Raw genomic sequence first — 26,381 nt, 5'->3', positions numbered from 1 at the left:
CCTCCCGCCGTAATCTTCTTTCAACGGCAGGCAAGCGCGCCGGATGCTACGACGAGAGACAGGCAAAGGAGAAGACCCATGACGGCAATGCTAAACGCAACTCGCGAGCAATGGCTGGCGGCGAGACTTGATCTGCTCGAGGAGGAAAAGGAACTGACCCGGCGAAGCGATGCGCTGGCGGCCAAACGCCAGCAATTGCCCCGTGTGAGGATCGGCAAGGACTACCACTTCGACACCGAAGGCGGCGGTGCTTCGCTGAAGGATCTCTTCGGCGGGCGTTCGCAGCTCCTGATCTATCATTTCATGTTCGGGCCGGATTACAGCGCCGGATGCCCCTCCTGCTCCTCGATCGCCGACGGCTTCAACGGTTTCTTCGTCCACCTGGAAAATCACGACGTCGCCTTCTGGGCGGTCTCGCGCGCGCCGCTTGCAAAGCTTGAGGCCTTCAAGCGGCGCATGGACTGGAGCTTTCCCTGGGCCTCGTCAGCCGGCAGCGATTTCAACGCCGATTTCAGCGTCTGGTTCAGCCCGGAGCAGCAGCGTCTCGGCGAGATCGAATACAACTACCGTCGCGAACCGCCCGCCCCCGAACCGCCGGCGGGCAAGACCGTGCCGGACTGGCAGTCGCGCGGCAGCGACGAACCCATCGTCCAGATCGCGTCCATGACCGGCACCGACGTTCCCACCTACACCCGCGACCGCCCCGGCGTCAGCGCTTTCGAACTCATCGATGGCGGCGTCTACCACAGCTATTCCAGTTATGCGCGCGGACTCGACGGGCTCTGGGGCGTGTACCAATGGCTGGACCGCGCGCCGAAGGGCCGCAACGAAACCGGCATCTGGTGGCGCCACCACGACCGCTACGGCAAGGAGTGACAACAATGGCGCTCTTCGCTCACGCCTCAAAACGGGCTGACGACGTCAGCCCCTCCCTCGGCACCGCGAGTTGGCTGTCGATCGCCGCCGCTGACGGACCCGCCGACGAGCCGGTCAAGCCCGCTCTCGCCGCCGCCGATTTTCTGTCTCTCGCCGCCGCCCCAACATTTGCGATCATGGCGCTGCTGACGGCAGTAACCGGCAGCGCCGACACGATCTGCACGACTACATCGGATGCCTTCCCGATCGGCGGGATGGTGCCGATGTACCTGCTGATGAGCGCCTTTCACCTGGCTCCCTGGCTGGGGCTTGCCAGCAGGCTGGGGCTGGGGTGCAGATGACGGTTCGGCGCCTCTGACATTGCTTCGCGTCCCGCTTGAGCAAACGCCTCCGGGAAAGCGCGCCGTTCTCTCTGGTTGTGATTGTCTTACGCACCGAAACTATGCCATGACCGATCCACTATGACGCAACGGATAAAGGTGCGACATGAAGAAGATCGGTTTTCTCTCGTTCGGGCACTGGACGCCCTCGCTTCAATCGCAGACGCGCTCGGCGGGCGATGCGCTGCTGCAGTCGATCGACCTTGCCGTGGCGGCCGAGGAGCTCGGCGCCGATGGTGCCTATTTCCGCGTGCACCATTTCGCCAGGCAGCTCGCAGCGCCTTTTCCGCTGCTGGCGGCCGTCGGCGCCAGGACCAACCGGATCGAAATCGGCACGGCCGTGATCGACATGCGCTACGAGAACCCGCTCTATATGGCCGAGGATGCCGGTGCTGCCGATCTCATCGCCGGGGGGCGGCTGCAACTCGGCATCAGCCGGGGCTCGCCCGAACAGGTGATCGACGGCTGGCGCCATTTCGGCTATGCGCCGCCGGAAGGTCAGAGCGAGGCCGACATGGCCAGGCATCATGCCGAAGTCTTCCTTGAGGTGCTGCGCGGCGAAGGCTTCGCCAAACCGAACCCGCGGCCGATGTTTCCGAATCCACCCGGCCTCCTGCGTCTCGAGCCGCATTCGGAAGGCCTGCGCGAGCGTATCTGGTGGGGGGCGAGCTCCAACGCCACCGCCGTCTGGGCCGCCAAGCTCGGCATGAACCTGCAGAGCTCAACACTGAAGGACGACGAAACCGGCGAGCCGTTCCACGTCCAGCAGGCCGACCAGATCCGCGCCTATCGTGAAGCCTGGAAGGCGGCCGGCCATACACGCGAACCGCGCGTTTCGGTCAGCCGCAGCATCTTCGCGCTCGTCGACGAACGTGACCGCGCCTATTTCGGCTTTGGCGGCGACGAAGGCGACAAGATCGGCTTCATCGACGAGAAGACCCGGGCGATCTTCGGCCGCAGCTACGCCGCCGAACCTGACGTGCTCATCAAGCAGCTTGCGGAAGACGAGGCGATTGCCGAGGCCGACACGCTGCTGCTCACCGTGCCAAACCAGCTCGGCGTCGCCTACAACGCCCACGTCATCGAAGCGATCCTCACCCACGTCGCTCCGGCGCTCGGCTGGCGCTGACAGCGAGGCTTGCGCGAGCCTTCAATAGAAGCGGTGGTGATGAGAAACGGCAGCTGTCGTCGGCCGCCATCATTTCGATGCACCCGTGACCTAACTGGCGCGGTCGACGTTGATGATGCGAGCCTTGAATCTGTCACATCGCGACCGACTTAAGGCTGCAGTCAAATCGCTCGAGTTGCCTAATGCCGCGCACGAACCTGAACGATATCCTGATCTTCATGGCCGTCGTCGATGCCGGAAGCTTTATCGCCGGCGGCCAGGCCATGGGCCTCTCCCGTTCGGCAGCGGGAAAGGCCGTCACCCGCCTGGAAGAGCGGCTCGGGGCGCGCCTGCTCAACCGGACAACGAGAACACTGAGCCTGACCGACGAAGGACGACTGTTCTACGAGCACGGGCTGCAGATCCTGGCATCGGTCGACGAGGCGGAGGCGAGCATTGCGGGGCAAAGCGGCACGCCGCGAGGCGTTCTCAGGCTTGCCGTTCCCGGTCTCTTCGGACGGCTCGTCGTCCTTCCCTTACTCGAAAAATATCTTCGCACCTGGCCCGACATGCAGGTCGAAGTGAACTTCACCGATCGCCCGGCCGACAACGTCGAAGATGGCTTCGATCTGGCGATCGAGATTGGCGCGACGCCATCGGCGGCCGACAGCCGGTTGATCGCGCGCGTGATCTCCAGTGACAAGGCGCGGCTCTGTGCCTCGCCCTCCTACCTCTCCGAACGCGGCATGCCTCGCGATATAGGGGATCTGGCGGCCCATGACTGCCTGTTCTTCACCAGCCGCGGCCAAAGGCAGGGCTGGCGCTTTCGCAGTGGTGGCGGCTGGATCAAGGCGCAGGGGCGCAGCCGCCTGAGGCTCGACAGCGGAGAAGCCGTTCGTGACGCCTGCATGGCCGGCCTCGGAATCGCCCTTCTTCCGCACTTCGTTGTCGCCGCCGAGTTGACCGCCGGTCGTCTCCGGCAGGTCCTGTCTGACCTCGAAACCGACGACACGAAGATCGTGGCGCTCTATCCCGACAAAGGCATGCTGGAGCCGCGAGTGCGCTGCTTCATCGATCTGTTGTTCGAGGAAATCGGAGGGCAAGGCTAGGGCCTGCGCGGGGCTCATGCCACGGCCTTGTCAAAACCGCGAAAGCTCTTGAGCGCCAGCGGAAAGAGGGTCGCAGCGAGGTAAGCGAGGCCGCAAAGGAGCAACGCCGCGCCAAGCCCGATCGTGCTGATCAGCGCGCCACCGACGAGGCCGCCGAAGGGGATGAGGGCAAAGCAGAGAGCGGTATTCATCGCCGTGACGCGGCCGGTCAGCGGTTTGGGGATGCGCTCGAAGATCACCGCCGACAGGATAGGGTTGAGGAAACCGGAGGCAAAGCCTGCGATTGCGAGCGTCGCAAAGACGGAGCCGAGCGGCGCATCCACCGCGAGCACCAGAAAGCGTGGACATCCGGTCAGGAGGAAAGCCACGGTATAGACGATCAGACGCGGCATGCGCTCGCCAATAACAGCGGCAATCGCCGCCCCCGCGACGGAAGCGCCGCAGAAGGCGGCGAACATCGCTCCGAGCAGCTCCGGCCCATGACCGGCGTTCTTCGTCCAGACGGGCAGCAGCACGGCGTGATAGGCTTGATCGAGCAGATTGGTGATCGCCACCATGGTGACAATACTGACGAGCACGGCATCGCTGCGCAGAAAGCGCCAGCCTCCCCGGAGATCGTCGAGATAGGATGACGCTGGCCGCGCGTCGGACGCGGCGAGGATCGCAGGAGTGCGGCGGATGCCCGGTATGCCAGTCGCAATGATTACGGTGGCCGCGGCAAAGGTGGCGGCGTTGACGATGAGCGCCTGCCCCGGGCCGATCAGCCCGATCAGCAAGCCGGCGCCGGCCGCGCCCATCGTCGAGGCCAGCCGCTCGATGGCGCTGGAGACGCCGGTCACCCGTTCGAGCGGCACATCGGCGAGAGCGGCGATATCGGGAACCATCGCCTGCTTGGCGGCGTCGGAGGGACCACGCAGCACACCCATGGCAAAGACAAGAGGCAGCAGCATCGGCACCGTCAACACGCCGAAGAGATCGAGAAGCGGAACGAGACCCACCACAGCCATGGAAGCGGCGTCGCAGATGATGGCGATGCGCTTGGCGCCGACCCGGTCGATCAGCGGCCCGCCGAGCGCTTTGGCGAGCACGTAAGGCAGCATCTCCATCATCGCCGTCAACCCGGTCAGCACCGGGCTGCCGGTGGCGCTCAGCACCAGCCAGGGAACGGCGACAGTCGAAAGCCGGGTGCCGGACAGCGATAGCGTCTCGGCGGCGGCGAGCGCGAGAAACGGCTTGCCCCTTCTCACGGCTCGTTATCCCGCTCGCGGTGCGGAACACGGCCTGGATAGGGGAAGGCGTGCAACATGACATAGAAGGGAACGATGTCAGGATTGCGAGACGCCGCCTCCCCCAACGGCGGGGCCTCCCGCATCGCTTCGAGAATGATATCGCTCAGCCGTTTCGTCAGGGCTTCGGCCTTTTCAGCGGTCATCGGGATGATGATGTCGTCGGCGGCCGTCGCCTTGCGCCATTTGGCCGGCAGCTCCGCATATTCCTCAAGCGCCTGCTGCATCTGGCCAACCTGCAGCGAGAGCGCCGCCTGATTGAAGGCGACATCGAGATCGAGCGCCTCCCCCTGCGTCTCGCTTGCGGGCACCGAGGTCAGCTCATGGCGCGCGCGCCACCAACGGTCGCGTCGTGAGCCATGCGGCGCCTCCTCGATGAAGCCATATTGGGCAAGCTGGCGCAGATGATAGCTGGTCGCGCCGCTGTTCAGGCCGAGCCGCGCGGCGAGCTGCGTCGCCGTGGCGGGGCCGTCGATCCTCAGCATGCCGAGCATGCGCAGGCGGACGGGGTGCGCCAGCGCCTTCAGTGCGGTGGGTTCGGGCACGACCCGGCTGACGGTCCGGGAGATGGCGGCATCTGGGGAGGGTCGGGGATTGTACTCATTCATGACCCAAGGATACAATCGCAAACATATCTTTGCAAATATTTCTTTGCAGACCTTTTCCGAAGGAGATTCGAAAACGATCTTCAGCGATGGCCAGGCTTGATCACACGCCTACGAGAATGATTCTTCTGCGCGGTTTGTGGGAAAACATGCCATGGCAGGTGAAGGCGGACAGCCCGATCTCAGGGTTCAAACCCCAGCCAAAGTGAAGATGGCGCAGGGCTCGGCGATGCCGCGCAGGGCATGCTCGCCGAGCGGCGTCAGCGCGGCCTCGGTATTCGCCGCCACGGCACCTGAGATCAGAACGCTGTGGCCGAGCGGCTTGCAGAGCCCTTCCAGCCGGCTGACCAGATTGACCGCCGGGCCGATGGCGGTGAAGTCAAGCCGGTCGGCGGCGCCGATATTGCCCCAGAGGATTTCGCCGAAATGCAGGGCGGCGCCGAAGGGCAGCGGCGCCAGCCCCTCAGCCTCGCGCATCCGATCGAGATGGATCATGCCGGCGCGGCTGGCGGCGACGGCCCGAAGCGCCGCCTCGCAGGCTTCTCGATCAGCCCGGGCCTCGTCACCGGAAGCGGCGGTGACGGGAAAGATCGCCAGCACGCCGTCGCCGATGAATTTCAGCACCTCGCCGCCGAAGGCGTGCACGGCGCCGGCGACGCGGTCGAAATAGGCGTCGAGCGCTGATATCATCGCCTGCGGCTCCGTCACCTGGGAAAGTGCGGTGAAATCCCGCAAATCGGCGCAGAGAAGAGCGGCGCGAATGGTTTCGCCGGTGCCGCGGGCAAGTGCACCGGACTGAACCCGAGCCGCACTGCGCCGGCCGAGATAGGCTTCAAGCAGTGCCGCCCGCGCCTCCCGCGCCGCAAGGGCCGCAAGCGGCGCGGCGGCAAAACGCGCGATCTCCTGCAGCCGCGCGGCTTCATCAGGAGAAAATTCGTCCGCCCCCGTCCTCCTGCCGACGCCCGCCCAGCCGAGCACAGCGCCGTCCCGCGAAGCTCCAATGCTCTCCTCCCAAACCGGCCCAAGCCCGGCCAGCCATTCGCGCCCGGCATCGCTTTGAGGTGGGGCGGCAAAACCCAACGCCTCGATGACGGCTCCGGTTTCGGCTCGCCACAGCCAGGTACGGCGCGCGATGATCGGATGCGGCACCGAAAGTGTCAGCGCGCCGCCGGAAAGCGCCAGGCCATCGGCCAGCAGCCGGCGCCCGAGCTCGGCCAGAAACCGTTCGGGACCGGGCGAAGCCGCAGCCTCGTCAATCAGCCAGGCAAGAGAGGAAGGCAGATCCATGGGTTAACATTGGCATTGCAACAGGACGTGGGCAACCCCGAGACATCAGCCCACGGACACTCCCGCGGCCTCTGAGGTGGTCTCCGGTATCCGCCTGTTGGCAACCAAAACCCCCGACGTCATCCTCGTCCTTGTGCCGAGGATCTGCGACGATCCAATTATGCATCTGAAAATAAACGGTTTTCGTTCAAACAACTGCCCTGGTCAGATACTCGGCACAAGGCCGGGCATGACGGAGGAGACTTTGTCGGCAACTGAGGACACCTCAGGTGTCCGGGGGATTTCCTTTCGGCACTTGCGCCAGCCGGGTCCCTCCGCACCCCTGTCAACCTCACCGTCCAACAACTCTGTGGAAAACCATTCACCACGGTGGAAAACAACCCAATAAACACTTTTAAATTGCGCGACATTGATTCGATTATGTGCCAGCCTGTCATTAGCGATTGAGGGGTTGCGATGGGCACGACATACTGGCCGAAAGACCCGCTTGACGGGAATGACATGACGCTGCTGACGTCGATCCTTCGACGCTGGTGCGAGCGCTATGGGATCGACTTTACAGCCGAGGAAAGCAAGCGGAAGGCGAAGGAACTCGTGGAATGGTTCGAGTTCGGCGTCAAGGATCCGGCCGAGCTTGAAGAGCTGATCGACGGAAAGCACTGGCTCGTCAGCCGCATTTGAGCGCATTCGTTATTTCAACGGATAAAGGCCGGGCGAAACATCGCACCGGCCCTCGTTTGTCTGCCTCTGTCAAAGGCTTTTTAGTAGTCATCCCGCCAGCGGCGTTCGCGGTCCCAGCGCCGCTCATAGCCCCAGCGCGGGCCATCCCAATCGCGATGACGCCGCTCCCAGCCCCAGCGGGGCGGACCGCCATAGAAAGCTACAGGCGGCGGGCGGTGCCAGTTGCGCCGGCATTCGCCCCAGCGGGTCAGGTGCCAACCGCGACCACAGGCGTAGTCGACCTTTGTGACAGTGCTCTCAACCTTGATTGCCCCGATCGGCATCGCCTGAGCCGTGCCGATCGAGAGGCTGCCAGCGAGCAAGGCAGCCGCGATAGAAAGTGCCTTCATCGAAAACTCCATTTCATCCAGCCGCAATCACCTTAGGACCGCCAAATTGAACTGGAGATGAACTGCACGTTCATGTTTGCGGACGAAAAAGCAGCACTTTTTTGACCGCGGCAAACCGTTCTTCCCGTAGCGTCAAGCGCTTGAGGGGCGTCCCGCCGCCTGCCGAAAACCGTTCATCTCCTGCCGTAAAATGGATCTGGACCGGGGTTGCGCCCGGCGGCGACCTCGGTGAGCCGTCCGAGGTAATGCGCCCAGCCTTCCTCGTGGCCAGCGCACTGCTCCGCACTCGGCAGGCCGCTATGGGTGAGCCGCAAAAGCGTCCCGCCTCCCTGTTCGATCAGGTCGATCTCGACCAGACTCGACCCGGGCGGCACCACCTCGCTGCCGTCCCAGCCGAAGCTGTAGGCAAGCCGATGCACCGGCACCACCTCGCGAAACGAGCCGCGCGCAAAACGGGCGCCGGTGACGTTGACGAGATAGAGCCCGCCGGGCTCCGGCTCGACCTCGGCCTCCGTCCCCATCCAGCGCAGGATCTTCTCCGGATCGGTCATCAGCGCAAACACCGCCGCCGGCGGCGCTGCAAGATGCGTCTCGCGGCGCACGACGAAAGATTCTGGCATCGCTCTCTCCCATGGTTGCTGCTCTACCCCTCAGTGAGGCGGAGCAGCATGCTTTTTCGACATGGATATTCCTCAGCAGAAGCATGTAGGCGGAAGGGCGTGCTCAACAAGGGTGGTGGAGCATGTGCCCTTCGCTGACGCTCAGCGCATTCGCTCCCATCGTCGCTCACCCCCTCATCTGCCCTGACGGGCTTCTTTTCCCCGCCGGGGCGAAGGGGAAGCAAGCCTCACGGTGACCATACCTACCGCAAACATCTCAAATGGAGCGAGGCGCCCGCCGCGATTCCCCTTCTCCCCAGCGGGGAAAAGAAGCCCGGCAGGCAGATGAGGGGCGGGGAGCGAAAGCGATGAACGCCTTGAGCTGCAGCGAAAGGCAAATGGCCATATTAGAGGACACACCAACGCACCCATCCGGAAACCATCTTACCCTATTGCCAGCCCGCCGCCTTGCCCCTATTGTCCGCGCCGTTCTCAGGGCGGGGTGAAAGTCCCTACCGGCGGTATGCAGTTTCGATTGCGAGCCCGCGAGCGCCTTCCTCGGAAGGGTCAGCAGATCAGGTGAGATGCCTGAGCCGACGGTCATAGTCCGGATGAAAGAGAACGTGCGCTGCTGCTGCCCTCCGGGCTGGCGGCGGATGCTCGTGATCGCCTTGGGTGATGTGTCTGTACGCCAAAGGAGATTACCATGACACCCACCCGTTATGCCTTCGTCAAAGCCGGCTGGCACGCCGATATCGTCGACCGTGCGCTTGAAGGCTTCCAACAGCTTGTTCCCGCCGAACAGATCGACATATTCGATGTCCCCGGCGCTTTCGAAATGCCGCTTTTGTCGCGCGATCTTGCCGCGACCGGACGTTACGCCGCCGTCATCGCCGCTGCCTTCGTCGTCGACGGCGGGATCTACCGCCACGAATTCGTCGCCCAGGCCGTCGTCGACGGCCTGATGCGTGCCGGCATGGATACGGGCGTGCCGGTGCTATCCGTTTCGCTGACACCGCACCAGTATCAGGAGACGGAACACCATACCCAGATCTATCGCGCGCACTTCGTCGAGAAAGGCCGCGAGGCGGCACGCGCCGCCCTGATGATCGGCAAAACGCGCGCCGCCCTTGCGGCATAGAAGCCCGCGCGACAGGCGCAGGATCGGTCCGCTATCCCCCAACTGACGAAGTCGGCCAACCGCTCTTTCGTCATGCTCGGGTTTGTCCCGAGCATCTACATCAGGTGCAGCAGATCATCGGCCAAGGCCGAGGACGACGCCAAATAGAGGACGGGCTTGTCGACAAACTGACGGCGGGAGAAGCCCGCCGTCTTCTCCAACAGCAGAATAATTGATTCGACGCCCACCCCACGCTGTGGTCCACTCGATCCCGACATGTATCGCCATTCTTAATGCGTCCAAACCTCAAGGGAGCTGAAGATGAGCAATGCAATGCGCAGTGAAACCCCCATCGAAATTCCAGAAACACGGCCGATCGACACCAAGCTCGAAGTGGTCGTCATCCCCGTTTCCGACGTCGACCGCGCCAAACGCTTTTATGAGAACCTGGGCTGGAGGCTCGACGCCGACTTTGCCAATGATGTCGATTTCCGGGTGATTCAGTTCACCCCGCCGGGCTCCGGCTGCGCCATCATCTTCGGCAGGAACGTCACGGCCGCCGCCCCCGGCTCAGCGCAAGGGCTCTACCTGATCGTCTCCGACATCGAGGCCGCGCGGCGCGATCTCATCGCCCGCGGCGTCGAGGTGAGCGAGGTCTTCCACGACGCATCGGGCGTCTATGCCGGCACGGACGAGCCCTATCTCTTCGGCCGCCTGCGCGTCGCCGGCCGCGACCCCGAGCACCGCAGCTACCGTTCCTTCGCCTCCTTCAAGGATCCGGATGGCAACGGCTGGTTGTTTCAGGAAGTCACCACCCGCCTGCCGGGACGCATCGACGCCGATGAGACGGCCTTCTCGACATCGAGCGACCTTGCGGCGGCACTCCGCCGCGCCGCCCAAGCCCACGGCGAACACGAGAAACGCAACGGCGGCAAGCATGACGAGAACTGGCCGGACTGGTACGCCGAATACATGGTCAGCGAGCAGGCCGGCAGGCAGCTGCCGTTGTAGGTTGCGGCGACAGACGCTGGGAGTACCCGCTTCGCCTTCGAGCCCCTCAGGGCGAGGCTTCTTTCCTTTCTAGGGGTGCCATGCGGCACCCCCGTCTCTGCTCGTCCCAAGTCGCGCGCCATAGCCCGCACCTCATCGATCAAATATATCCCGCCACTGCTTCTCGCCGATCAGACAATCCGTCGTCGGCGCGTCGGCGGCGATCCTCTCCACCCCAGGCGACGGGGAAATGCCGCTGATCTCGAGCACCAGCTTTCGGCGCACGGCGATGGCGAAATCCTCGATCTTGTTGACCGGCAGCACGAAGCTGCCGGGGCCGCCGATCACGCAATCGGCATAATATTTGTCGAGCCCGCCGGGTGCATCGGAAGGACGCAGCATGATGGTCAGCCCGTTGATGATCATGCCTGATGCCACCGCCTTGTCGCGGGCGGGTGTGACAGGATCGCCGGAATTGTTGGGGCCGTCGCCGGAAATGTCGATCACCTCGCGCCTGCCGCGAAAGGGACCGGTGATGATCATGCTGGCGCCCTGATCGATGGCGGTGGAGATCGAGGTGCGTCGTTGCGTGGCGATCGGCCGGGCATCGAGCTTGTCGGCGAAAGCGATCGCATCCGCTTCCGTCTCGATCACCTGCCAGTCGATCATCGAATCCTGGACGACATAGCCAGCCCATTCGAAATAGCTGATGGCAATGCGGCCGGTGAGACCGCCCTTGACCGCATCGATGAATTCCTTATGCTTCAGCGCCTCGACATAACCGTCGCGCTGAATGTCGATCTCCTCGAAATCCATGGACCGCGAGGTGTCGACGGCAAGCACAAGCGTCACGTCGACCTCGTTTCCGCCCGCCCCAGCTGCCGGCGCGACGCCGGTAATAGCCATGAGCACAGCAAGTGTCGTCAGCATCGGCAAATCCTCGTCAGGAAGCGAAGAAACTGTAACACAGCTTGCGGAGGTGCGGGTGCTCGGACGCGCCGGCGGTTTCAATTTTCAGTGATGACAAAGCGCCAGGCGCGCCAAATTGAGGGTGTCGAAATCGTGGCGCCTGTGAGTGCTCGTTTGGCGTATTCCCGGGCCTTATGTCAGGCCTGCTATGGGACATCTGTCCCTTATGCCATCCCGCATTCAGTGGAGCGGCAACCACAATGGGCTTTTCCATGTCTTCAGCGCTTCCAGAAAGACCTGAAGGCGCAAGGGCAGGAAGCGCCGGGTGGGGTATACGGCATGTACGAAGATTTCCTCCGACGACCAGTCGGGCAGCAGGCGGATGAGCTCACCTCTCCGGATTTCGTCGTCGCAATAGGTCGAGGGCAGCAGCCCGATTCCGTGGCCGCGATAGGTAAAGGCGCTGACTGCATCAAAATCCCGGCTGGAGACCGGCCCCTTAACACGGACGTCGATCGCTCGCCGACCGCTGACCAGATGCCACTCCCCTTCGCCGTTGCGGCCGTTCAGGAGCACGCAATCATGATCCCTAAGGTCCTCCGGCTTCGAAGGAAGCGCCCGGCCTTCGAAATAGCTGGGTGCGGCGACGAGATATCGGACGCTCTTGCCGAGCCGTTGCGCGACGATGGAGGAGTCCTTCAGCTCGCCGAAACGGATGGCGAGGTCGATATTTTCGGCGATCAGATCAAGAAACAGATTGGTGACGAAAAGATCGATTTGAATATCGGGATAGATCTTCAGAAAACAGGAGACGAATTCGTAGAAGGGTTCCTGCCCGAAGATCACCGGAACGGAGATCTTCAACAATCCCTCCGGCTTTCTTTGCGTTTTCGTAAGAGCCTGCTCGGCGTCCACGAGATGAGCGAGCGGCTCGCTGCACCTATTGTAATAGGCCTGCCCCTGCGCGGTAAGACTGAGCTTACGCGTCGTGCGCTGGATGAGCGTCACACCGAGCTGTTCTTCTAACGATGTCACCTTCCGACTGACGGTTGAAACGGGCATGCCGAGGGAATGGGCCGCACGGCTGAAACTCCCGTACTGCGCCACCTTTACGAAAACAGCGATGTCGTTGAGGTCCGCCATGCCTTCACTTTTGCATCATTGCAAAAGAGAATCCAGATATTTCCATCTAATCGAGCAATAGGGTTTTCGCCATATTCACCTTGCGAAAACACACCAACCGATGGCCGGCGCTAAGGCGCCGGCCCATCTCGAGCGACCCGCCCTCGCAAGGCTCGTGTTGCCCGAACCAGATTAATGGAGTTCAACATGACCAAGCAAAAGACAGTCATCATTACCGGGGCCTCCCAGGGTATCGGAGCAGGCCTCGTCAATGCCTTCGTCGAACGCGGCTACAACGTCGTCGCCACCTCCCGCCAGGTCAGCGCGTCGGATTCTCTCACGGCTTCCGACAGGCTGGCCCTCGTCGACGGCGACATCGGCGATCCCGAGACTGCGGCCCACGTGGCCAAAACCGCGATCGACCGTTTCGGCTCGATCGACGCGCTCGTCAACAATGCCGGCATCTTCTTGGCCAAGCCGTTTGTCGATTTCACGATGACGGATTTCAGGACGTTGTCTTCGACCAATCTCGAAGGTTTCATCCATCTGACCCAACTGGCCGTCAGACAGATGCGCGCACAGAAGTCAGGCGGCAGCGTCGTCAGCATCACGACGCCATTGACCGATCATCCGATCGCCGGCTTCTCCGCTTCGGTGTCGATGATGACGAAAGGCGGCATCAACGCGATCTCCAAGAACTTGGCGATGGAATATGCGAACGAGAAAATTCGCTTCAATATCGTGGCTCCCGGTGTCGTGGACACGCCGCTGCACAAGGACAATCCGAAGGATTTCCTGAGCACGCTGTCGCCGATAGCTGGCATTTCAAATGTCGATGAGATCGTCGAAGCGGTCCTCTTCCTGACGGAAGCCCCGCGTATCACCGGGGAGGTGCTGCACGTCGACGGCGGAGCACATCTGGGCAAATGGTAAACCATCGAAAAGTGCAGGCAGCCAGCGCGGAACGGCGGCTGCAGGACCTCGGCATCACGCTTCCCCCGCCGCCGACGCCCTTCGGGGCCTATGTCGAGGCGATCCGGACAGGCAAGCTGGTCTTCTTCAGCGGCATGCTGCCGGTCATCGACCGCAAACCGCGCTATATCGGCCGCGTCGGCGGTACGCTGACGGCCGAAGACGGCAGGAAGGCAGCCGAAACGGCGACGCTCAGCGCCCTCGCCGCCGCCAGAGAGTACCTCGGCTCGCTGGACAGGGTCGTCAGGGTCGTCAAGCTCGGCGTCTATATCGCCACCGAAGGCGATTTCCGCGACCACCCGAAGGTCGCTGATGGAGCATCCGAAATGCTGCTCCAGGTCTTCGGCGAGGAAAGACTCTCCGGCCGCGTCGTCCTCGGCGTCGCCAGCCTGCCCTTAGGTGTGCCGATCGAGATCGAGTTCGTCCTCGAAGTCGAAGATTGAATGATCAGGGCGCGCCTCGGCGCGCCCCGCATCCCTGGCATCGCCGCCTCACCCTCACCCGGCAATCAAAAGCAAGACATAGGCGATCACGCTCACCATCAAGCCACGAAAGGCGAAGGTGACGCAGCGATATTTGTTGCAGGCGATGGCAGAGAGGATGTTGGCGTTTTCAAAATATTGGTCGAAGAGGTAGCGCTCGTCACGGCGAACAGCGGCCTCGAAGAACATGTCGCGATGCTTGGGCCAAGAGCCCCAGAACAGCGAGGTGGAGGCGCCGAGACGCCGCGGCAGCACGACAAGAATCGCCGACAGGATGGAGAAGACCGAGGCTGCGGCAAGCAGGCCGGAAAACAGTATGCTGCCCGGCGTGCCGCCTGTGTAGCGCCCCAGGCTGAAGACGGCCCGCACCTCGCTGGAACTCACCAGAAAGGCAAGCATGAAAGTAAAGATATAGGCGGCCTTCTGATCGGATATCTTGATCTGATCATAAAATATGTCGTTGATTTTCTTGATATGATCGAAATACTCGGTGCTGACGTCCCCGCTTGAGGGATTGCTCAGCATTACCTCAGTGGCATTTTCAAACTCGCTCACCTGAATACTCCATACCCCAAAGTGTTTCCCTGATATTACACTCCTCGGCGAAAGCAAGAACACGTGTGCAACATGCTTGACTTTTCCACTCTACGCGGACAAAGGGGAAGCGGGGTATGGGGTCGAGGACATGCGGGGTTATTCCAGTAACATCTGTCGCATCGGGATGGCGCTTGCGTTTGCCGTGCCCGGTTTCGGGCTGCCGGCGATGGCTGATCCCGTGCCGCGCGCCACGCCGGTCGCCGGCTCGGTGATCGCCCGAAAGACCGGCGAGGAAGTGCGATTCATCGACGTGTCGGACTGGCGCGTCGTTGACATCAACCAGGATCTGTTGACTGGCGACGTGCTGCGCACCAATGCCAATGGCCAGCTCGCCATCGTCTTTTCCGATCATACGCAGGTGCGACTCGGCCGCAATTCCTCCCTGCAAGTCAAGAAGATGGCCGCAAGCGGCGATACGGTGCTCAATCTCCAATCCGGCACCATCTGGGCACGCGCAGAGCGCGGCGGCCAGGGCCTGACCGTGGAAACACCGGCCGCCGCCGCCGCGATCCGCGGCACCGACTGGACGATGACTGTCGAGGGCGCCAAGACCTCGATGATCGTGCTCGAAGGCCGCGTGGCGCTCTCCAACCCGCAGGGCAGCGTCGAGGTCAGCGAGGGTGAAGGGGCAGTCGCCACCATCGGCCAGGCGCCGCACAAGATCATCAGCGTCAATCCCGACGACCGCGAGCAGATGCTCTTCTATCTGGACCTGCGCGACGGCTTCGACCTGATGCCGACCTCGCCATTGCGGGCCGACCGCATGGCGACGGAGCGCCGCCGCCTGCTGGCGCTGCCGCCGGAGCGCCGCACCACCGAAGACTGGCTGGAACTCGCCGAAGTGCAGAGCGCCTTCGACGGACGCCAGGCCGCAGCCGCAACACTAGAGAATATCCGCGGCCGCAAGCTGACGGCAGCCCAGCAGGCCCGCATCGACCTGATCGACGCCACCATCGCCGGCTCTGAAAAGCGCTATGGCGATGCCGCCAAGCTCTTCCAGAGGGCCCTGCCGCATCTCGATCCGACACGCCGCAACATGGCGCAATATGGCGCCTATTTCGCCCGCTCGCTTGCCGATCCGAAGCATGCCGAACCGCCGCCGGCCAATACCACCGGCCCCTACGGCGCCATCATGCAGGCCTATACGGCCGGCTTCCTGCAAAACCCGCGCGCAGCTCTCGAGATCATCAAGAAAGCCGAACAGCGCTATCCCGACGATCCGACCCTGCCGGCGGTCCGCGCCCAGCTGGCGCAGCTCACCGACGACCGCGAACAAATGAAGGAGGCGATCGAACGCTCGCTGGCGCTCGACCCCGACCATCCGATGGCGCTCTCCGCTCGCGCGAGCTACAAGGTGGTTTATCAGAGCGACATCAACGGCGCGCTTGCCGATCTGAACCGCGCCATAGCACTTGCCCCCGGCGCATCAGGCACGCTGAATTCGCTCGGCCTGCTGGAGAGTTCGCGCGACGCCAATGGCGAAGCGGAAAAGGCCTTCAAGAAGGCGATCGAGCTCGATCCGCAGGACCCGCTGCTGCACGCGAACTTGGCAATCCTCTATCTCGACCAGGGGCGGATGAAGGAGGCCAAGCGCGAGATCGATACGGCAATCGCCCTCGATCCATCCTTCGATCTCGTCCTGCTCGCCCGCGGCCGCTATTACCTGCAGACCGGCGAGCGCGACAAAGCATTGCAAGATCTGCTTGCCGCCAGCACGGCCAATCCGGCGCATTCGCAGTCGCAGTTGATGCTCGCTGCCGCCCATTACGAAAAGGGCGACCGCATTCCATCCCAGCAGGCACTCGACAATGCCGACCGCCTCGACAAGAACGATCCGGCTATCTCGGCATTCCGCACTGCCGTCGATATCGACGATTACGACGCCGACGGCGCGATCCGCAACGCGCAGGAGTTCCTGCGCCGCTCGCGCGCCCGCGGCGGCGATTACAGCGGCCTCGGCGCCAATGCGAGCGCCGGCTCGACGCTGAACGACGCCTTCCGGCTCCAGGGGCTGGATGCCTGGGGCCGCTATTACGGCGATGCGGTTTTCGATCCCTTCCAAGGCAGCGGCTATATCGATCAGTCGATCAAGGGCAGCATCTTTCCTTTCGTCAACGCGACGAACTTCAGCGACGACAATATCATCCAGAACCGCGGCAACGCGTCGAGCTACTCATCCTTCATCCAGGGCCTGCTGATCTCTCCGCACATGCTCTCCGGCCGCTCGCGCTCGGCAACCCTATTCGACGTGCCCTTCATCGAAGGCTCGCTCGGCGGCGGCATCAACAGTGTCGACGGCCATACAAGGCGCATCGGCGAAGCCGATATCCAAGGCTATTCAAACGCGACGATCCCGATCAGCTTCTACGGCAATCTGACCTGGGAAGAACTGGCGCTCGACCGCGACTACCGGGATTTCGGCGGTGTCCAGACGGATAACAAGCTGCTGGGCGCCAACGGTTATCTGACGGCAACAGTCACGCCTGACGATCGCGTAGTAGCCTTCGTCAACCATGGCAAGAACGATGGAACCCTGAATGCGTTGTCCTCAAACACCGGGTTCATGGAACTCCTGTTCCGTGTCCCTATCGCGCTGCCTCTCTACACAACAGAGCAGACCGCACGAGAAACCACATATGCCGGCATCGGCTGGAGCCATACGTTTGCCTATGAAAACGTGTTGAATGGAGCGTTGCTTTATTCAGGAAGCAAATCGACCACGAACAGCGCGCTTGATGTCGACGTGGACCCGGTGTTTATCGGCGCAGGGGTTCCCTTCGTCATTCCCTTTACCAACGTCACTCAGGAGATCGAATCTCATACCTATATCGGCGCTTTGAGCCATTCCATAGGTGCCGGACCTTTGACATTTCGCTACGGCATCGAAGGCGGCTGGATGGATGCCAGCAGCAGCGTCGATACGACGCTCCTGGGCTTGACAGCTCCTCCCGATCGTACCGAGAATACCATCGATATCGGCCGCGCCTATGTCGATGTGCTGCATGAGATCACGCCCGATCTCAAGGGCGAATACGCCTTGTTCGCCACGCGCATGGAGGGGGACGGCATTGATATCAGCCGGCTGGAGCCGCGCTTCGGTCTCGCCTGGGCGCCGGTTGAAAACCATTGGCTGCGTGCTGCCTTCATGCGTCAGAGCTTTGATACCACCGTGCCGACTCTTTCCCCGATCGGCGTACTTGGGCTGCAGGCGAACCAGTTTTCGAACAATCTGCAAGGCTATACGGATACGGTCGCCCTCCAGTGGGATGCCGAATGGACCGACCGTTTCTTCACGTCAGTGGAGTACCAGCATCAGGAACTGCATGATTTCTCGATCGATTTTCCGCTCATCTCGCTGCCCTCGGATACGAGTCTGCCGATCTCGCGCGGCCGCATCGATCGCGCTGCCGTCACCGCCAACGTCGTGCTCGGCCATGGTTTCGGCCTTTCCGCCACCTACGCCTACATGGATTCGGAAAACAGGGATCCGCTCGAACCGATCTACGGCGGCCCCCTTCCCTTCATACCGCAGAATTCAGGACAGATTGCGCTGACCTGGGTCAACGAAGCCAAGGTCAAGGCGACGGTTGCCGCCAACTATATCGGCGAGCGCGACGGCGATCGGTTCGGCACCAAACTCGACGATTATTGGAGCCTCGACGCCCACTTGGTCTGGGAGCCCTTCGACAAGCGCATGGAGCTGGAAGCGGCCGCCTATAATCTGCTCGACGAGGACTTCGAGATCACGCCCGGCGTGCCCGGCTGGGGCCGCGCGTTCAAGGGCACCCTCAAAGTCCGCTTCTGATGCGGGTGCGGGACAAGCCCCTGCAGGCCAGGCAGACCAGGAGCCGCCATCTCAGGCTGCTGGTGCTATCGCTGACCACGCTGATCGCCATCTTGCTCCTGTCGCGCCTGCCCGCCTGGTTGCTGCTGGAGCTCAGAAGCTTCGACTATCTCTCGACCGTCGACGACCCCCGTCCGCCACCCGGCGGACCCGTCATAGTGGCGATCGACGAACCCTCGCTTGCCGATATCAATGCGCAGTGGCCCTGGCCGCGCAGCCTGCATGCCGAGCTCATCAGCCAACTGCGCGCCGCCGGCGCCCGCGTGATCGGCCTCGATATCATCATGGCCGAACCCTCTACATCTGATAATGACGCGGCGATCACCAGGGCGGTCGGCCCCGATGTGGTGCTGGCCGGCGACGAGACACTGATCGAGACGCCGCAGGCCTCGCAACTGATCCGCGCGACACCCCTGCCGCAAATGATCGAAGCGGGCGCCGTCACCGGCATCGCCTCGATCGATCTGAGCGGCGACGGCATCTTCCGGCGCATCCCGGGCTATGAGGATGGCTTCGCGGCGATGCTAGCAAAGGTCTCGGGCGTGGCGCCCGAAGCGCTGCCGGCTGGCCGGCTTATCCAATCCTTCGGCCCGGCCCGCAGCTATCCCACAGTCTCCTATTACCAGGCGCTTGACCCGAAGAACCTGTTGCCGCCGGGCTACTTCAAGGACCGCGTCGTGCTCGTCGGCTTAAGCCTGCAGAACGCACCTGCCATCGACAAGGGCGGTGTCGATGCCTTCGCCACACCCTATACAGTTCACACCGGCAAGCTGGTCTCCGGCGTCGAAATCCAGGCGACGATCTACGACAATATCCGCGGCGGCCTATCGATCGCCGAGGGCCGGCTGCCGACGGTTGCCGCCTGCATCCTGGTATCGGTGCTGCTTGCCGCCGCCACCGTCTGGCGCTCAACGGGCTGGCTGACGGTGGTGAACAGTGCGGCGGCGCTCCTCGCCTTCGCGGCCGTCAGTGCCGCCGGCATCCGACTTACCCATGTCTTCGTTTCACCGCTCGGCCCGACCGTCGCCTATATCTCCGTCGTCTTCGCCCAGGCCGCCTTCGATTTCGCCGAGGAGCGCCGCAACAAGCGTCAGATCACCCGCGCCTTCGCCCAATACATCTCGCCTGATCTTGTCAAGCGCCTGTCGAGTGACCCGTCGCAGCTGAGGCTCGGCGGCGAGCGGCGCACGCTTTCGGTGCTGTTCTCGGACGTACGCGGCTTCACCACGATCGCCGAGACGCTGAAGGACGATCCGGAGCAGCTGACCGGCCTGATCAACCGTCTGCTGACGCCGCTTTCAGACGTGGTGATGGATCACGGCGGCACGATCGACAAATATATGGGCGACTGCATCATGGCCTTCTGGAATGCGCCGCTCGACGACCCCGACCATGCGCTTCACGCCGTGCGCGCCTCGCTCGCCATGCAGTCGGCGATTTCCCGGCTGAACGGGCAGCTGGAGCGGGAGGCGGCTGCACTCGGCCGCAAGCCGCATGTTTTGAAGATGGGCGTCGGCATCAACACCGGCGAATGCATCGTCGGCAACATGGGCTCGACCCGCCGCTTCGACTATTCCTGCCTCGGCGACAGCGTCAACCTCGCCTCCCGCCTTGAAGGCGCATCGAAGAATTACGGCGTGGCGCTGCTGCTCGGAGAAGAAACCGCCAGGCTGGTCGCTGACACCTATATCGTCGTCGAACTCGACCGCATCATCGTCAAGGGCCGCACCGCCCCCTCACCCGTCTTCACCGTCGTTCACAAAGCCGACGCCAAAGCGCTGGCCGCCCACCAGGCCTTCATCGACGCCAAATATTCCGCCACGCTCGCCCCGTCGGACCCGGTCTTCGACAAGCTGTCTGCCGATATTCCCGAGCTTGCCGGTTATTATGCGATCGTCAGGGATGCGCTGACGGAAGGCGGGGAGTAATCGCGCAGCGACAGTTGTGCACAGATGCTCCTCCAGGAACCGCTCGTTTTCCCCAACGCTGTTCCTTTGCATCCATCCAGCCTTGGCGCACCCGCCTCGCCCTTCGAGGCCCCTGCGGGGACCTCAGGATGAGGCTCTCTTGAGCTTCGGCGCGGCATCCTCCAACGCGCTCCTCATCCTTGTACGTTGCCGTTGCTGTATAGTGGCGTTGTGCGACTGGGATGCCTATTTCAGGTGGGAGTGGATGGGCGTGCCGCGTGGCACCCCCTCTGTCCTGCCGGACATCTCCCCCGCAAGGAGGGGAGATGGGCTGGGCGTAACGGCTTCCCCAAACAACTAAAGCACCATGATTGTCGCTGCCGGCTGGGAAGGAGCGACGGTCAGGCCACTTGCCAATCTCCACCCTTGTCGGGGAGATAACGCCTCCCTTCTGGTAGATAGATTGTCAAGTCTTTCGGTGCATCGCGGCATCACAAGAAGGTGTGCGGCCGAGACGTTGACTCTCGTTTTTATTTACCTACTAGTAGGAAGGCAATTACAAAGGAATTTGCCGATGCAAACTCAATCTTCCCCCCAGTCCGACTGGCTGAGATCCTATTATTTCATCCGTGCCGCCTTCTCCGTGATCTGGATTGCCGCCGCCATTCTCCTTGCCCGGCAGCCAAGCGCCGTGGCCTTTCTGCTGGTGATCTATCCCCTGTGGGATGCGCTGGCCAATCTGGTCGACACCAGGGTCAATGGCGGCCTGCAGGCCAACCCGTCTCAGACGTTGAATGTCGCCGTCAGCACCGTCACGGCCCTCGCCGTCGTCATCGCGCTCGGCCACAGCACCTACGCGGTGCTGACCGTGTTCGGGGCCTGGGCGATCCTTTCCGGCCTGTTGCAGCTCTATACCGGCGTCAGGCGCTGGCGCATCTACGGCGCCCAATGGGTCATGATCATGAGCGGCGCGCAATCGGCCCTTGCCGGCGGCTTCATGATCAGCCAGTCCTTTGCCGCCGCCGCGCCGAATATCCTCGATATCGTGCCCTATGCCGGGTTCGGCGCCTTCTACTTCCTGCTGTCCTCGGTCTGGCTCGTCGTCGCAGTCCGTCGCAAGGCACGTGCATAAACGGCCCCGGCCACACGGCGGCAATCTCGGGGCATCCATCGCCACCGGCGGGGGTCGGGCACCAGCCACTCCCATGCTCTCGGCAGCACACGAGATTGGGGGAGACGCCCCCCATCTTTCCGGCTATTAAGAGTGACCGCATATCCCGCCCACAGGCCCTGAGGTCACTCCATGGCTTTGAAAGTCCTCTTCATTGGCGGCACCGGCCAGATCTCCCATCCATGCGTCGAACGCGCCGTTGCCGAGGGCCATCATGTCAGCGTCTTCAATCGCGGCCTGAGAAGCACAGCCTTGCCTGACGGGGTAACCCCGATCGTCGGGGAACTCGGATCGAGCGCCTATGCCAATCTCGCCAAAGCGAACTATGATGTCGTCTGCCAGTTCATCGCCTTCACGCCAGATCAGGTGGCACGTGACATCGAGGTCTTCGCCGGAAATTGCCGCCAATATATCTTCATCTCATCGGCCTCGGTCTACGAAAAACCGCCGCGTCATTACGTGATCACCGAGAAGACCCCGGCGATCAATCCTTACTGGCCGTACAGCCAGGCCAAGATCGCCTGCGAGGAACTGCTCAGGAAATCCGGTGATCTTGCATGGACGATCGTCCGCCCCAGCCACACCGTCCGCACCGGCCTGCCGATCATGATGGGCGACAGCGACATCATGGCTAGGCGCATGCTGGACGGCGACCCCATCATCGTGGCCGGCGACGGCCACACTCCATGGACACTCACCCGCTCAGTCGATTTCGCGGTGCCTTTCATCGGCCTTTTCGGCAATCGCGCGGCGCTCCGTGAAATCTTCCACATCACCTCGGACCGCGCCCACATCTGGAACGATATCCAGAAGACCATCGCAAGATTGCTCGGCGTGGAGGCCAAGATCGTCCACGTGCCGACGGACACGCTGATCAAGTACAATCCGGATTGGATCGGCCCCCTCCTCGGCGACAAGGCTTGGACTGCGATCTTCGACAATTCGAAGGTCAAGCGCGTGGCTGGCGACTTTACCTGCGCCGAGAGCCTGGACGAAATCCTGGCCGACTCTATCATGCACCTCAAGCAGCGCCTGGCGAAGAGCCGCCCGCCGAAGGGGGAGCTGGATGCGTTGATTGATAGGATTTGCGCAGAGCAGAGTGCTCTTGGTTAGGTCTGCTCTTTAGGGCTGAGGCTCAAGGTCAGATAGAATTTAAGTCAGCATCTCCAAAAGGGCCGAGGGCGAACGGAGGAGGCCTCCCACCACGACCCCTACAAGACCAAGTGCCAACGCTCCCACAAGCCCGTGACTTTACCAGCCGAAATAGGCACCTGCTGCGGTAGCTGTAACAGTGACCGAAATGTTCCACACGATCGCCACCAGTGACATCAACCGGCCCACAGCTCATTGCTTCTTTTTCGTCACGGTAGAAATCATCCTCCAAGCCCTTGATGGGTCTGATATAATAATCAACCTTCCTTCCCACCAGATAGGCCCCCGCGCTAATTCAGGACATACGCTCAAGAAAGCTATCCCTGTTTTCAAGGCATCGGCTTCCAAGGCTGTCACGCGATAGCCCAACGTCTGTTTTAACGCGCGGCATTCTCCAACGCTTTTTATCAGGCGCGGCATCCTCCAACATCCCTCATCCTGAAGGCGCGCAGGCCAAAGGCCGGAGCCCGAAGACAGGGCGCAACCCTGCTTCTTGCCTACATCCGACACCGGCGCACCGCTCGCGCCTATTCTCCCCGCCGCGCCTCCACAGGAGCCTCCTGCCTGAAGCAGTCGAAAAAGCGCCCGCCATGCAGGGCAATTTCCCGATCGGCGAGAGCCAGGAACCGGGCGCCGTCACCCTGCACCGCCAGTCTGAACGCGGCATCGAAGTCTGCTGCCAGTTCCACATCGAGCTCCCGCAGGAGCCGCGGCGCCCACTTGCCGCGACCAGCCCATGCGCCGCGCCCGCGCAGCATCAAATCGGCGAGCTTCTGATAGAGAAGCGCGGCGATGGCGGCAATCTCTTCAGGCGGGCGGTGGCCGCGCAGGTCATCGGCGAGATCGGTGACCTGATAGCGCAGCATATCGTAGCTCGGGCCATCGAGAGGCTTCGGCCCTGCGGCAAGAACGCTCGCCGCCTTCGCCTGGATGAACCGCGCACGCTCGATGTCAGGCCCGACGATGCTGCCCGTCGCAACCATATGGACCATGATGGGACAGCCGCCCTCCGCATCCTGATGGAGATAAAACGCCAGCGTCTGCGGATCATGGACGAAGGCTTCGACCGGAAAACGGTCTTCGGTGAAGGATTCCCGCCAGGCCCGCTCGAGCGACGGAAATACAACGACGAGATCGATGTCCGAAAACTCGGTCCCCTCACCGCGCATGATGGAACCGGAAACATAGGCGAAGGCGGCCCCGGCATAACGGCTGGCCAGAGAGCGGCAGGCGGCGGCAAGCGTCCGCTCGGCAACAATTTGTTTCCCGATATCGTCCATGTTCTCGTCCTCGAATGCGGGAGACGAGCGGCAACAAAAAACCCGCTCGTTTCCGGCGGGTTGGTGTCTTCTGCGATGAACGGAATTCAGTTCACGCGTCTGCCACCCGCCGCCAAGCGGTGGTCGTAGACGTCGTGGAGACTGCGAAAATCCTGCTCATGGACGTAAGTTATCGCCCGCCGGCAACAGCGTCAATCCGCCAAGCACGCTTCCCCGCGACACTGTTTTCCGTCTAAGATGAGCCTAAGACTCGTTGAACAGGAAGCCCCGCCATGCCCCATCCCGCCACCGTCATTCCGCGTCCCGCACCGGTTTTGCTGCCGGTTGATGGCAGCGACGAGCGTTTTCCGGTGCGCCGCGTCTATTGCGTCGGGCGTAATTATGCCGACCATGCGATCGAGATGGGTCATGATCCGAGCCGCGAGCCGCCCTTCTTCTTCCAGAAGAACGCCGATAATCTGCTGCCGCCTGGCAATGCCTTCCCCTACCCGCCGCTGTCGAACGACGTGCATTACGAGGTGGAATGCGTGCTGGCGTTGAAATCGGGCGGTGCGAACATCCAGGCCGCGAATGCACTTGACTGCATCTACGGCTATGCCGTCGGCATCGATTTCACCCGCCGCGACCTGCAGGGCGAGGCCAAGAAGCTCGGCCGTCCCTGGGAACTCGCCAAGGCCTTCGAACATTCCGCCCCCCTCTCGGCGATCGTGCCGGCGAGCCGCCTCGGCCATCCCGCCGACGGCCGGATCTGGCTGGAGCAGAACGGCAGGCGCGCCCAGGACGGCGACCTCAACCAGATGATCTGGAAGGTGCCGGAGATCATCGCCGAACTGTCGAAGCTCTTCGTACTGGCGCCCGGAGACGTGATCATGACCGGCACGCCGGCCGGTGTCGGCGCGGTTGCCAGGGGCGACCGCATCACCTGCGGCATCGAGGGCGTCGCGATGCTCTCCGTCGACATTGTCTGAGGAGAGACCCATGCCCGTCTACGCCCTCGGCGGCCTGATGCCGAAACTGCCGCCCGCCGGCCTCCACTGGATCGCGCCGGATGCGCATGTGATCGGCGATATCGAACTCGGCGAGAATGTCGGCATCTGGTTCGGATCGGTGCTGCGCGGCGATAATGAGAAAATCACCATCGGCGCCGGCACCAATATCCAGGAAGGGGTGATGGCCCATACCGACATGGGCTTTCCGCTGACGACAGGCAAGGGCTGCACCATCGGCCACCACGCCATCCTCCACGGCTGCACGCTCGGCGACAACGTGCTGATCGGCATGGGTGCGACCATTCTCAACGGCGCCAAGATCGGCAACAACTGCCTCGTCGGTGCCAATGCGCTGGTGACGGAGGGCAAGGAATTCCCTGACAACTCGTTAATCGTCGGCGCACCCGCCCGTGTGGTGCGGGTGCTTGACGAGGCGGCTGTCGAGGGTATTCGCCGCTCGGCGGAAAATTATGTGGCGAATTGGCAGCGGTTCGGGCGGGATCTCAGGTTGATTGCGTGATTGCCGGTGGCAGCCCTCGCGGCCCTCATCGGAAAGCAAGCCTAGCGGCTGGCTGGCAACCTCGGACTTCGCGCAGGCCCGGCCACACGGCATACTGATCAACCCTCATCCTCGGATGCGCAGGCGAAAGGGCCGGAGCCTCGAAGGACGAGGACCGGTCACAGGCGCTTGAAACTGCTCACCAAACACCGGGAATCCACCGCCAGCGCACCCGTTCCATATACTCCGCATATCCTTCAAGCCCCTTGCGCAACTCCGCCTCCTCTCCGAGCGTCCGGCCAAAGAGCACGACGACGAGCAGCCCCACGGGGATCAACGCATAGATCGACGCGAGTGACAGCGCTGTCCCGGCGGCGAGCAAAATGGCGGTTGCATAGCCGGGGTGGCGGATGACGGCGTAGGGGCCGCTGTCGATCACCTTGTGGTCGCGGTCGGTCTGGATGCGCACCGTCGGCTCGAAATGCCGGTTGACCGATTGTGCCCAGGTGAGGCCGAGATAGCCCGCGCTCATCACGAGATAGCCGAGGACAACAACCCACCAGGGTTGCGGCGCCCAGTGGAAACGGCCGTCATCGAACGCGCCGACCGGAAGAATGGCGGCAAAGAGAATGATCGTCAGCGTCGCGACCACGGCGTCCCAGCGCTTGGTTCCCTTCTGATATCGGCTACGCGCCGCAAACAACTCCGGATTCGTCCGCCAGATCCAGACGAGCGCGATTGCTGTCAGCGCCACGAAGAGGCCGAGAAAGATCCAGCCGCGCGGCCAGGCGAACGTGCCGGCGGGCCAGAACAGTGCGACAATCATCACTGCAACGGTTATCGCGAGCGATCCGAGCGACGGCGCCGCCGCAAACGAGCGACGCGGCCGGCTGTGTTCCTGCGTCATGACCGTTTTTCCGTTCCACCGGGCAAGCGCCTTCTGCTGTCGGCAGCGGCCGCAAAAGTCTGACTGTCCTACGCCTGATTTAGGAAGTGAAACGCGCGCAACAACCCGTGGCGAGACGGC

Annotated in this window: 25 protein-coding genes and 1 riboswitch; of the genes, 15 read left to right on the top strand and 10 right to left on the bottom strand. The window is 62.6% G+C overall.

Features of this window, described 5'->3' with window-relative positions:
- The first annotated feature begins 78 nt into the window (after positions 1-78).
- The 4 genes from J7U39_RS05525 to J7U39_RS05510 all read left to right on the top strand — a co-directional run bounded on the left by J7U39_RS05525 (position 79) and on the right by J7U39_RS05510 (position 3,473).
- Positions 79-876: a DUF899 family protein gene (locus J7U39_RS05525; protein WP_210630841.1), complete on the top strand. Its 798-nt coding sequence runs from the start codon at positions 79-81 to the stop codon at positions 874-876.
- A gap of 5 nt (positions 877-881) precedes the next feature.
- Positions 882-1,217: a hypothetical protein gene (locus tag J7U39_RS05520; RefSeq protein WP_210630840.1), complete on the top strand. Its 336-nt coding sequence runs from the start codon at positions 882-884 to the stop codon at positions 1,215-1,217.
- Between the two features lie 145 nt (positions 1,218-1,362).
- Positions 1,363-2,385: an LLM class flavin-dependent oxidoreductase gene (locus J7U39_RS05515; protein WP_210630839.1), complete on the top strand. Its 1,023-nt coding sequence runs from the start codon at positions 1,363-1,365 to the stop codon at positions 2,383-2,385.
- A 182-nt stretch (positions 2,386-2,567) separates the two neighbouring features.
- A complete protein-coding gene (locus J7U39_RS05510; RefSeq protein ID WP_210630838.1) occupies positions 2,568-3,473 on the top strand; it encodes a LysR family transcriptional regulator in 906 nt (301 codons plus the stop codon).
- A gap of 14 nt (positions 3,474-3,487) precedes the next feature.
- On the opposite strand, the gene J7U39_RS05505 is transcribed toward J7U39_RS05510, so the two are convergent.
- The 3 genes from J7U39_RS05505 to J7U39_RS05495 all read right to left on the bottom strand — a co-directional run bounded on the left by J7U39_RS05505 (position 3,488) and on the right by J7U39_RS05495 (position 6,651).
- Positions 3,488-4,720 carry an MFS transporter gene (locus J7U39_RS05505; RefSeq protein ID WP_210630837.1) on the bottom strand — a complete coding sequence of 411 codons (1,233 nt, stop codon included), beginning with the start codon at positions 4,718-4,720 and terminating at the stop codon, positions 3,488-3,490.
- Positions 4,717-5,367 carry a helix-turn-helix domain-containing protein gene (locus tag J7U39_RS05500; RefSeq protein WP_210630836.1) on the bottom strand — a complete coding sequence of 217 codons (651 nt, stop codon included), beginning with the start codon at positions 5,365-5,367 and terminating at the stop codon, positions 4,717-4,719. Before J7U39_RS05500 ends, J7U39_RS05505 begins: the two co-directional genes overlap by 4 nt.
- Before the next feature lie 186 nt (positions 5,368-5,553).
- Positions 5,554-6,651 carry an adenylate/guanylate cyclase domain-containing protein gene (locus J7U39_RS05495; protein ID WP_210630835.1) on the bottom strand — a complete coding sequence of 366 codons (1,098 nt, stop codon included), beginning with the start codon at positions 6,649-6,651 and terminating at the stop codon, positions 5,554-5,556.
- A 456-nt stretch (positions 6,652-7,107) separates the two neighbouring features.
- Here J7U39_RS05495 and J7U39_RS05490 point away from each other — a divergent pair, with 456 nt between their 5' ends.
- Positions 7,108-7,332: a hypothetical protein gene (locus J7U39_RS05490; RefSeq protein ID WP_210630834.1), complete on the top strand. Its 225-nt coding sequence runs from the start codon at positions 7,108-7,110 to the stop codon at positions 7,330-7,332.
- Positions 7,333-7,412: 80 nt separating this feature from the next.
- On the opposite strand, the gene J7U39_RS05485 is transcribed toward J7U39_RS05490, so the two are convergent.
- Together J7U39_RS05485 and J7U39_RS05480 are read right to left on the bottom strand one after the other, a co-directional pair.
- Complete coding sequence (locus J7U39_RS05485) at positions 7,413-7,721, bottom strand: hypothetical protein (protein WP_210630833.1); 309 nt, start codon at positions 7,719-7,721, stop codon at positions 7,413-7,415.
- 173 nt (positions 7,722-7,894) lie between these two features.
- Complete coding sequence (locus tag J7U39_RS05480) at positions 7,895-8,341, bottom strand: SRPBCC family protein (RefSeq protein ID WP_210630832.1); 447 nt, start codon at positions 8,339-8,341, stop codon at positions 7,895-7,897.
- 463 nt (positions 8,342-8,804) lie between these two features.
- A riboswitch (FMN riboswitch) is annotated at positions 8,805-8,947 on the top strand.
- 79 nt (positions 8,948-9,026) lie between these two features.
- Between J7U39_RS05480 and J7U39_RS05475 the strand changes: the two genes are divergently transcribed.
- On the top strand, positions 9,027-9,461 hold the full coding sequence (locus J7U39_RS05475) for a 6,7-dimethyl-8-ribityllumazine synthase (RefSeq protein WP_210630831.1): 435 nt from the start codon (positions 9,027-9,029) through the stop codon (positions 9,459-9,461).
- Between the two features lie 300 nt (positions 9,462-9,761).
- Positions 9,762-10,451 carry a VOC family protein gene (locus J7U39_RS05470; protein WP_210630830.1) on the top strand — a complete coding sequence of 230 codons (690 nt, stop codon included), beginning with the start codon at positions 9,762-9,764 and terminating at the stop codon, positions 10,449-10,451.
- Between the two features lie 132 nt (positions 10,452-10,583).
- On the opposite strand, the gene J7U39_RS05465 is transcribed toward J7U39_RS05470, so the two are convergent.
- Both J7U39_RS05465 and J7U39_RS05460 read right to left on the bottom strand, forming a co-directional pair.
- Positions 10,584-11,360, bottom strand: coding sequence for a DUF1194 domain-containing protein (locus J7U39_RS05465; protein WP_210630829.1), 777 nt, complete (start codon positions 11,358-11,360; stop codon positions 10,584-10,586).
- Positions 11,361-11,579: 219 nt separating this feature from the next.
- Complete coding sequence (locus tag J7U39_RS05460; protein ID WP_210630828.1) at positions 11,580-12,482, bottom strand: LysR family transcriptional regulator; 903 nt, start codon at positions 12,480-12,482, stop codon at positions 11,580-11,582.
- Positions 12,483-12,668: 186 nt separating this feature from the next.
- Here J7U39_RS05460 and J7U39_RS05455 point away from each other — a divergent pair, with 186 nt between their 5' ends.
- Positions 12,669-13,394: an SDR family oxidoreductase gene (locus J7U39_RS05455; RefSeq protein WP_210630827.1), complete on the top strand. Its 726-nt coding sequence runs from the start codon at positions 12,669-12,671 to the stop codon at positions 13,392-13,394.
- Positions 13,388-13,876, top strand: a complete 489-nt coding sequence (locus J7U39_RS05450; RefSeq protein ID WP_210630826.1) for a RidA family protein — start codon at positions 13,388-13,390, stop codon at positions 13,874-13,876. Before J7U39_RS05455 ends, J7U39_RS05450 begins: the two co-directional genes overlap by 7 nt.
- A gap of 54 nt (positions 13,877-13,930) precedes the next feature.
- Here the strand turns inward: J7U39_RS05450 and J7U39_RS05445 are convergent, their stop codons facing one another.
- Entirely contained in the window at positions 13,931-14,470 is a 540-nt protein-coding gene (locus J7U39_RS05445) for a Pycsar system effector family protein (protein ID WP_210631596.1), read from the bottom strand.
- Between the two features lie 130 nt (positions 14,471-14,600).
- Here J7U39_RS05445 and J7U39_RS05440 point away from each other — a divergent pair, with 130 nt between their 5' ends.
- From J7U39_RS05440 to J7U39_RS05425, 4 genes are all read left to right on the top strand, one after another.
- A complete protein-coding gene (locus J7U39_RS05440) occupies positions 14,601-18,317 on the top strand; it encodes a FecR domain-containing protein (RefSeq protein WP_210630825.1) in 3,717 nt (1,238 codons plus the stop codon).
- Positions 18,317-20,284 (top strand): adenylate/guanylate cyclase domain-containing protein, encoded by a 1,968-nt coding sequence (locus tag J7U39_RS05435; protein WP_210630824.1) that lies wholly within the window; start codon positions 18,317-18,319, stop codon positions 20,282-20,284. Before J7U39_RS05440 ends, J7U39_RS05435 begins: the two co-directional genes overlap by 1 nt.
- Positions 20,285-20,837: 553 nt before the next feature.
- Complete coding sequence (locus tag J7U39_RS05430) at positions 20,838-21,395, top strand: DUF308 domain-containing protein (RefSeq protein WP_210630823.1); 558 nt, start codon at positions 20,838-20,840, stop codon at positions 21,393-21,395.
- Between the two features lie 171 nt (positions 21,396-21,566).
- Positions 21,567-22,547, top strand: a complete 981-nt coding sequence (locus tag J7U39_RS05425; protein WP_210630822.1) for an SDR family oxidoreductase — start codon at positions 21,567-21,569, stop codon at positions 22,545-22,547.
- Positions 22,548-23,113: 566 nt separating this feature from the next.
- Here the strand turns inward: J7U39_RS05425 and J7U39_RS05420 are convergent.
- Positions 23,114-23,866 carry a nucleotidyltransferase domain-containing protein gene (locus J7U39_RS05420; RefSeq protein ID WP_210630821.1) on the bottom strand — a complete coding sequence of 251 codons (753 nt, stop codon included), beginning with the start codon at positions 23,864-23,866 and terminating at the stop codon, positions 23,114-23,116.
- 272 nt (positions 23,867-24,138) lie between these two features.
- Here J7U39_RS05420 and J7U39_RS05415 point away from each other — a divergent pair, with 272 nt between their 5' ends.
- Entirely contained in the window at positions 24,139-24,834 is a 696-nt protein-coding gene (locus J7U39_RS05415; protein WP_210630820.1) for a fumarylacetoacetate hydrolase family protein, read from the top strand.
- A 10-nt stretch (positions 24,835-24,844) separates the two neighbouring features.
- A complete protein-coding gene (locus J7U39_RS05410) occupies positions 24,845-25,375 on the top strand; it encodes a gamma carbonic anhydrase family protein (protein ID WP_210630819.1) in 531 nt (176 codons plus the stop codon).
- A 178-nt stretch (positions 25,376-25,553) separates the two neighbouring features.
- Here J7U39_RS05410 and J7U39_RS05405 read toward each other — a convergent pair whose 3' ends face one another.
- Positions 25,554-26,261 (bottom strand): isoprenylcysteine carboxylmethyltransferase family protein, encoded by a 708-nt coding sequence (locus J7U39_RS05405; protein WP_210630818.1) that lies wholly within the window; start codon positions 26,259-26,261, stop codon positions 25,554-25,556.
- Positions 26,262-26,381: the final 120 nt, after the last annotated feature.

Source organism: Rhizobium sp. NLR16a (assembly GCF_017948245.1).
In the GTDB taxonomy this organism is placed as follows: domain Bacteria; phylum Pseudomonadota; class Alphaproteobacteria; order Rhizobiales; family Rhizobiaceae; genus Rhizobium.
The sequence above is the reverse complement of the archived record's forward strand: the minus strand, read 5'-3'. Positions and strand labels throughout refer to the sequence as shown.

Bases quoted from the DNA above. Each gene is read 5' to 3' on its own strand.
- J7U39_RS05525 (WP_210630841.1), top strand. From the start codon at position 79: ATGACGGCAATGCTAAACGCAACTCGCGAGCAATGGCTGGCGGCGAGA.
- J7U39_RS05520 (WP_210630840.1), top strand. From the start codon at position 882: ATGGCGCTCTTCGCTCACGCCTCAAAACGGGCTGACGACGTCAGCCCC.
- J7U39_RS05515 (WP_210630839.1), top strand. From the start codon at position 1,363: ATGAAGAAGATCGGTTTTCTCTCGTTCGGGCACTGGACGCCCTCGCTT.
- J7U39_RS05510 (WP_210630838.1), top strand. From the start codon at position 2,568: ATGCCGCGCACGAACCTGAACGATATCCTGATCTTCATGGCCGTCGTC.
- J7U39_RS05500 (WP_210630836.1), bottom strand. From the start codon at position 5,367: ATGAATGAGTACAATCCCCGACCCTCCCCAGATGCCGCCATCTCCCGG.
- J7U39_RS05495 (WP_210630835.1), bottom strand. From the start codon at position 6,651: ATGGATCTGCCTTCCTCTCTTGCCTGGCTGATTGACGAGGCTGCGGCT.
- J7U39_RS05490 (WP_210630834.1), top strand. From the start codon at position 7,108: ATGGGCACGACATACTGGCCGAAAGACCCGCTTGACGGGAATGACATG.
- J7U39_RS05485 (WP_210630833.1), bottom strand. From the start codon at position 7,721: ATGAAGGCACTTTCTATCGCGGCTGCCTTGCTCGCTGGCAGCCTCTCG.
- J7U39_RS05480 (WP_210630832.1), bottom strand. From the start codon at position 8,341: ATGCCAGAATCTTTCGTCGTGCGCCGCGAGACGCATCTTGCAGCGCCG.
- J7U39_RS05475 (WP_210630831.1), top strand. From the start codon at position 9,027: ATGACACCCACCCGTTATGCCTTCGTCAAAGCCGGCTGGCACGCCGAT.
- J7U39_RS05470 (WP_210630830.1), top strand. From the start codon at position 9,762: ATGAGCAATGCAATGCGCAGTGAAACCCCCATCGAAATTCCAGAAACA.
- J7U39_RS05465 (WP_210630829.1), bottom strand. From the start codon at position 11,360: ATGCTGACGACACTTGCTGTGCTCATGGCTATTACCGGCGTCGCGCCG.
- J7U39_RS05460 (WP_210630828.1), bottom strand. From the start codon at position 12,482: ATGGCGGACCTCAACGACATCGCTGTTTTCGTAAAGGTGGCGCAGTAC.
- J7U39_RS05455 (WP_210630827.1), top strand. From the start codon at position 12,669: ATGACCAAGCAAAAGACAGTCATCATTACCGGGGCCTCCCAGGGTATC.
- J7U39_RS05450 (WP_210630826.1), top strand. From the start codon at position 13,388: ATGGTAAACCATCGAAAAGTGCAGGCAGCCAGCGCGGAACGGCGGCTG.
- J7U39_RS05440 (WP_210630825.1), top strand. From the start codon at position 14,601: ATGCGGGGTTATTCCAGTAACATCTGTCGCATCGGGATGGCGCTTGCG.
- J7U39_RS05435 (WP_210630824.1), top strand. From the start codon at position 18,317: ATGCGGGTGCGGGACAAGCCCCTGCAGGCCAGGCAGACCAGGAGCCGC.
- J7U39_RS05430 (WP_210630823.1), top strand. From the start codon at position 20,838: ATGCAAACTCAATCTTCCCCCCAGTCCGACTGGCTGAGATCCTATTAT.
- J7U39_RS05425 (WP_210630822.1), top strand. From the start codon at position 21,567: ATGGCTTTGAAAGTCCTCTTCATTGGCGGCACCGGCCAGATCTCCCAT.
- J7U39_RS05420 (WP_210630821.1), bottom strand. From the start codon at position 23,866: ATGGACGATATCGGGAAACAAATTGTTGCCGAGCGGACGCTTGCCGCC.
- J7U39_RS05415 (WP_210630820.1), top strand. From the start codon at position 24,139: ATGCCCCATCCCGCCACCGTCATTCCGCGTCCCGCACCGGTTTTGCTG.
- J7U39_RS05410 (WP_210630819.1), top strand. From the start codon at position 24,845: ATGCCCGTCTACGCCCTCGGCGGCCTGATGCCGAAACTGCCGCCCGCC.
- J7U39_RS05405 (WP_210630818.1), bottom strand. From the start codon at position 26,261: ATGACGCAGGAACACAGCCGGCCGCGTCGCTCGTTTGCGGCGGCGCCG.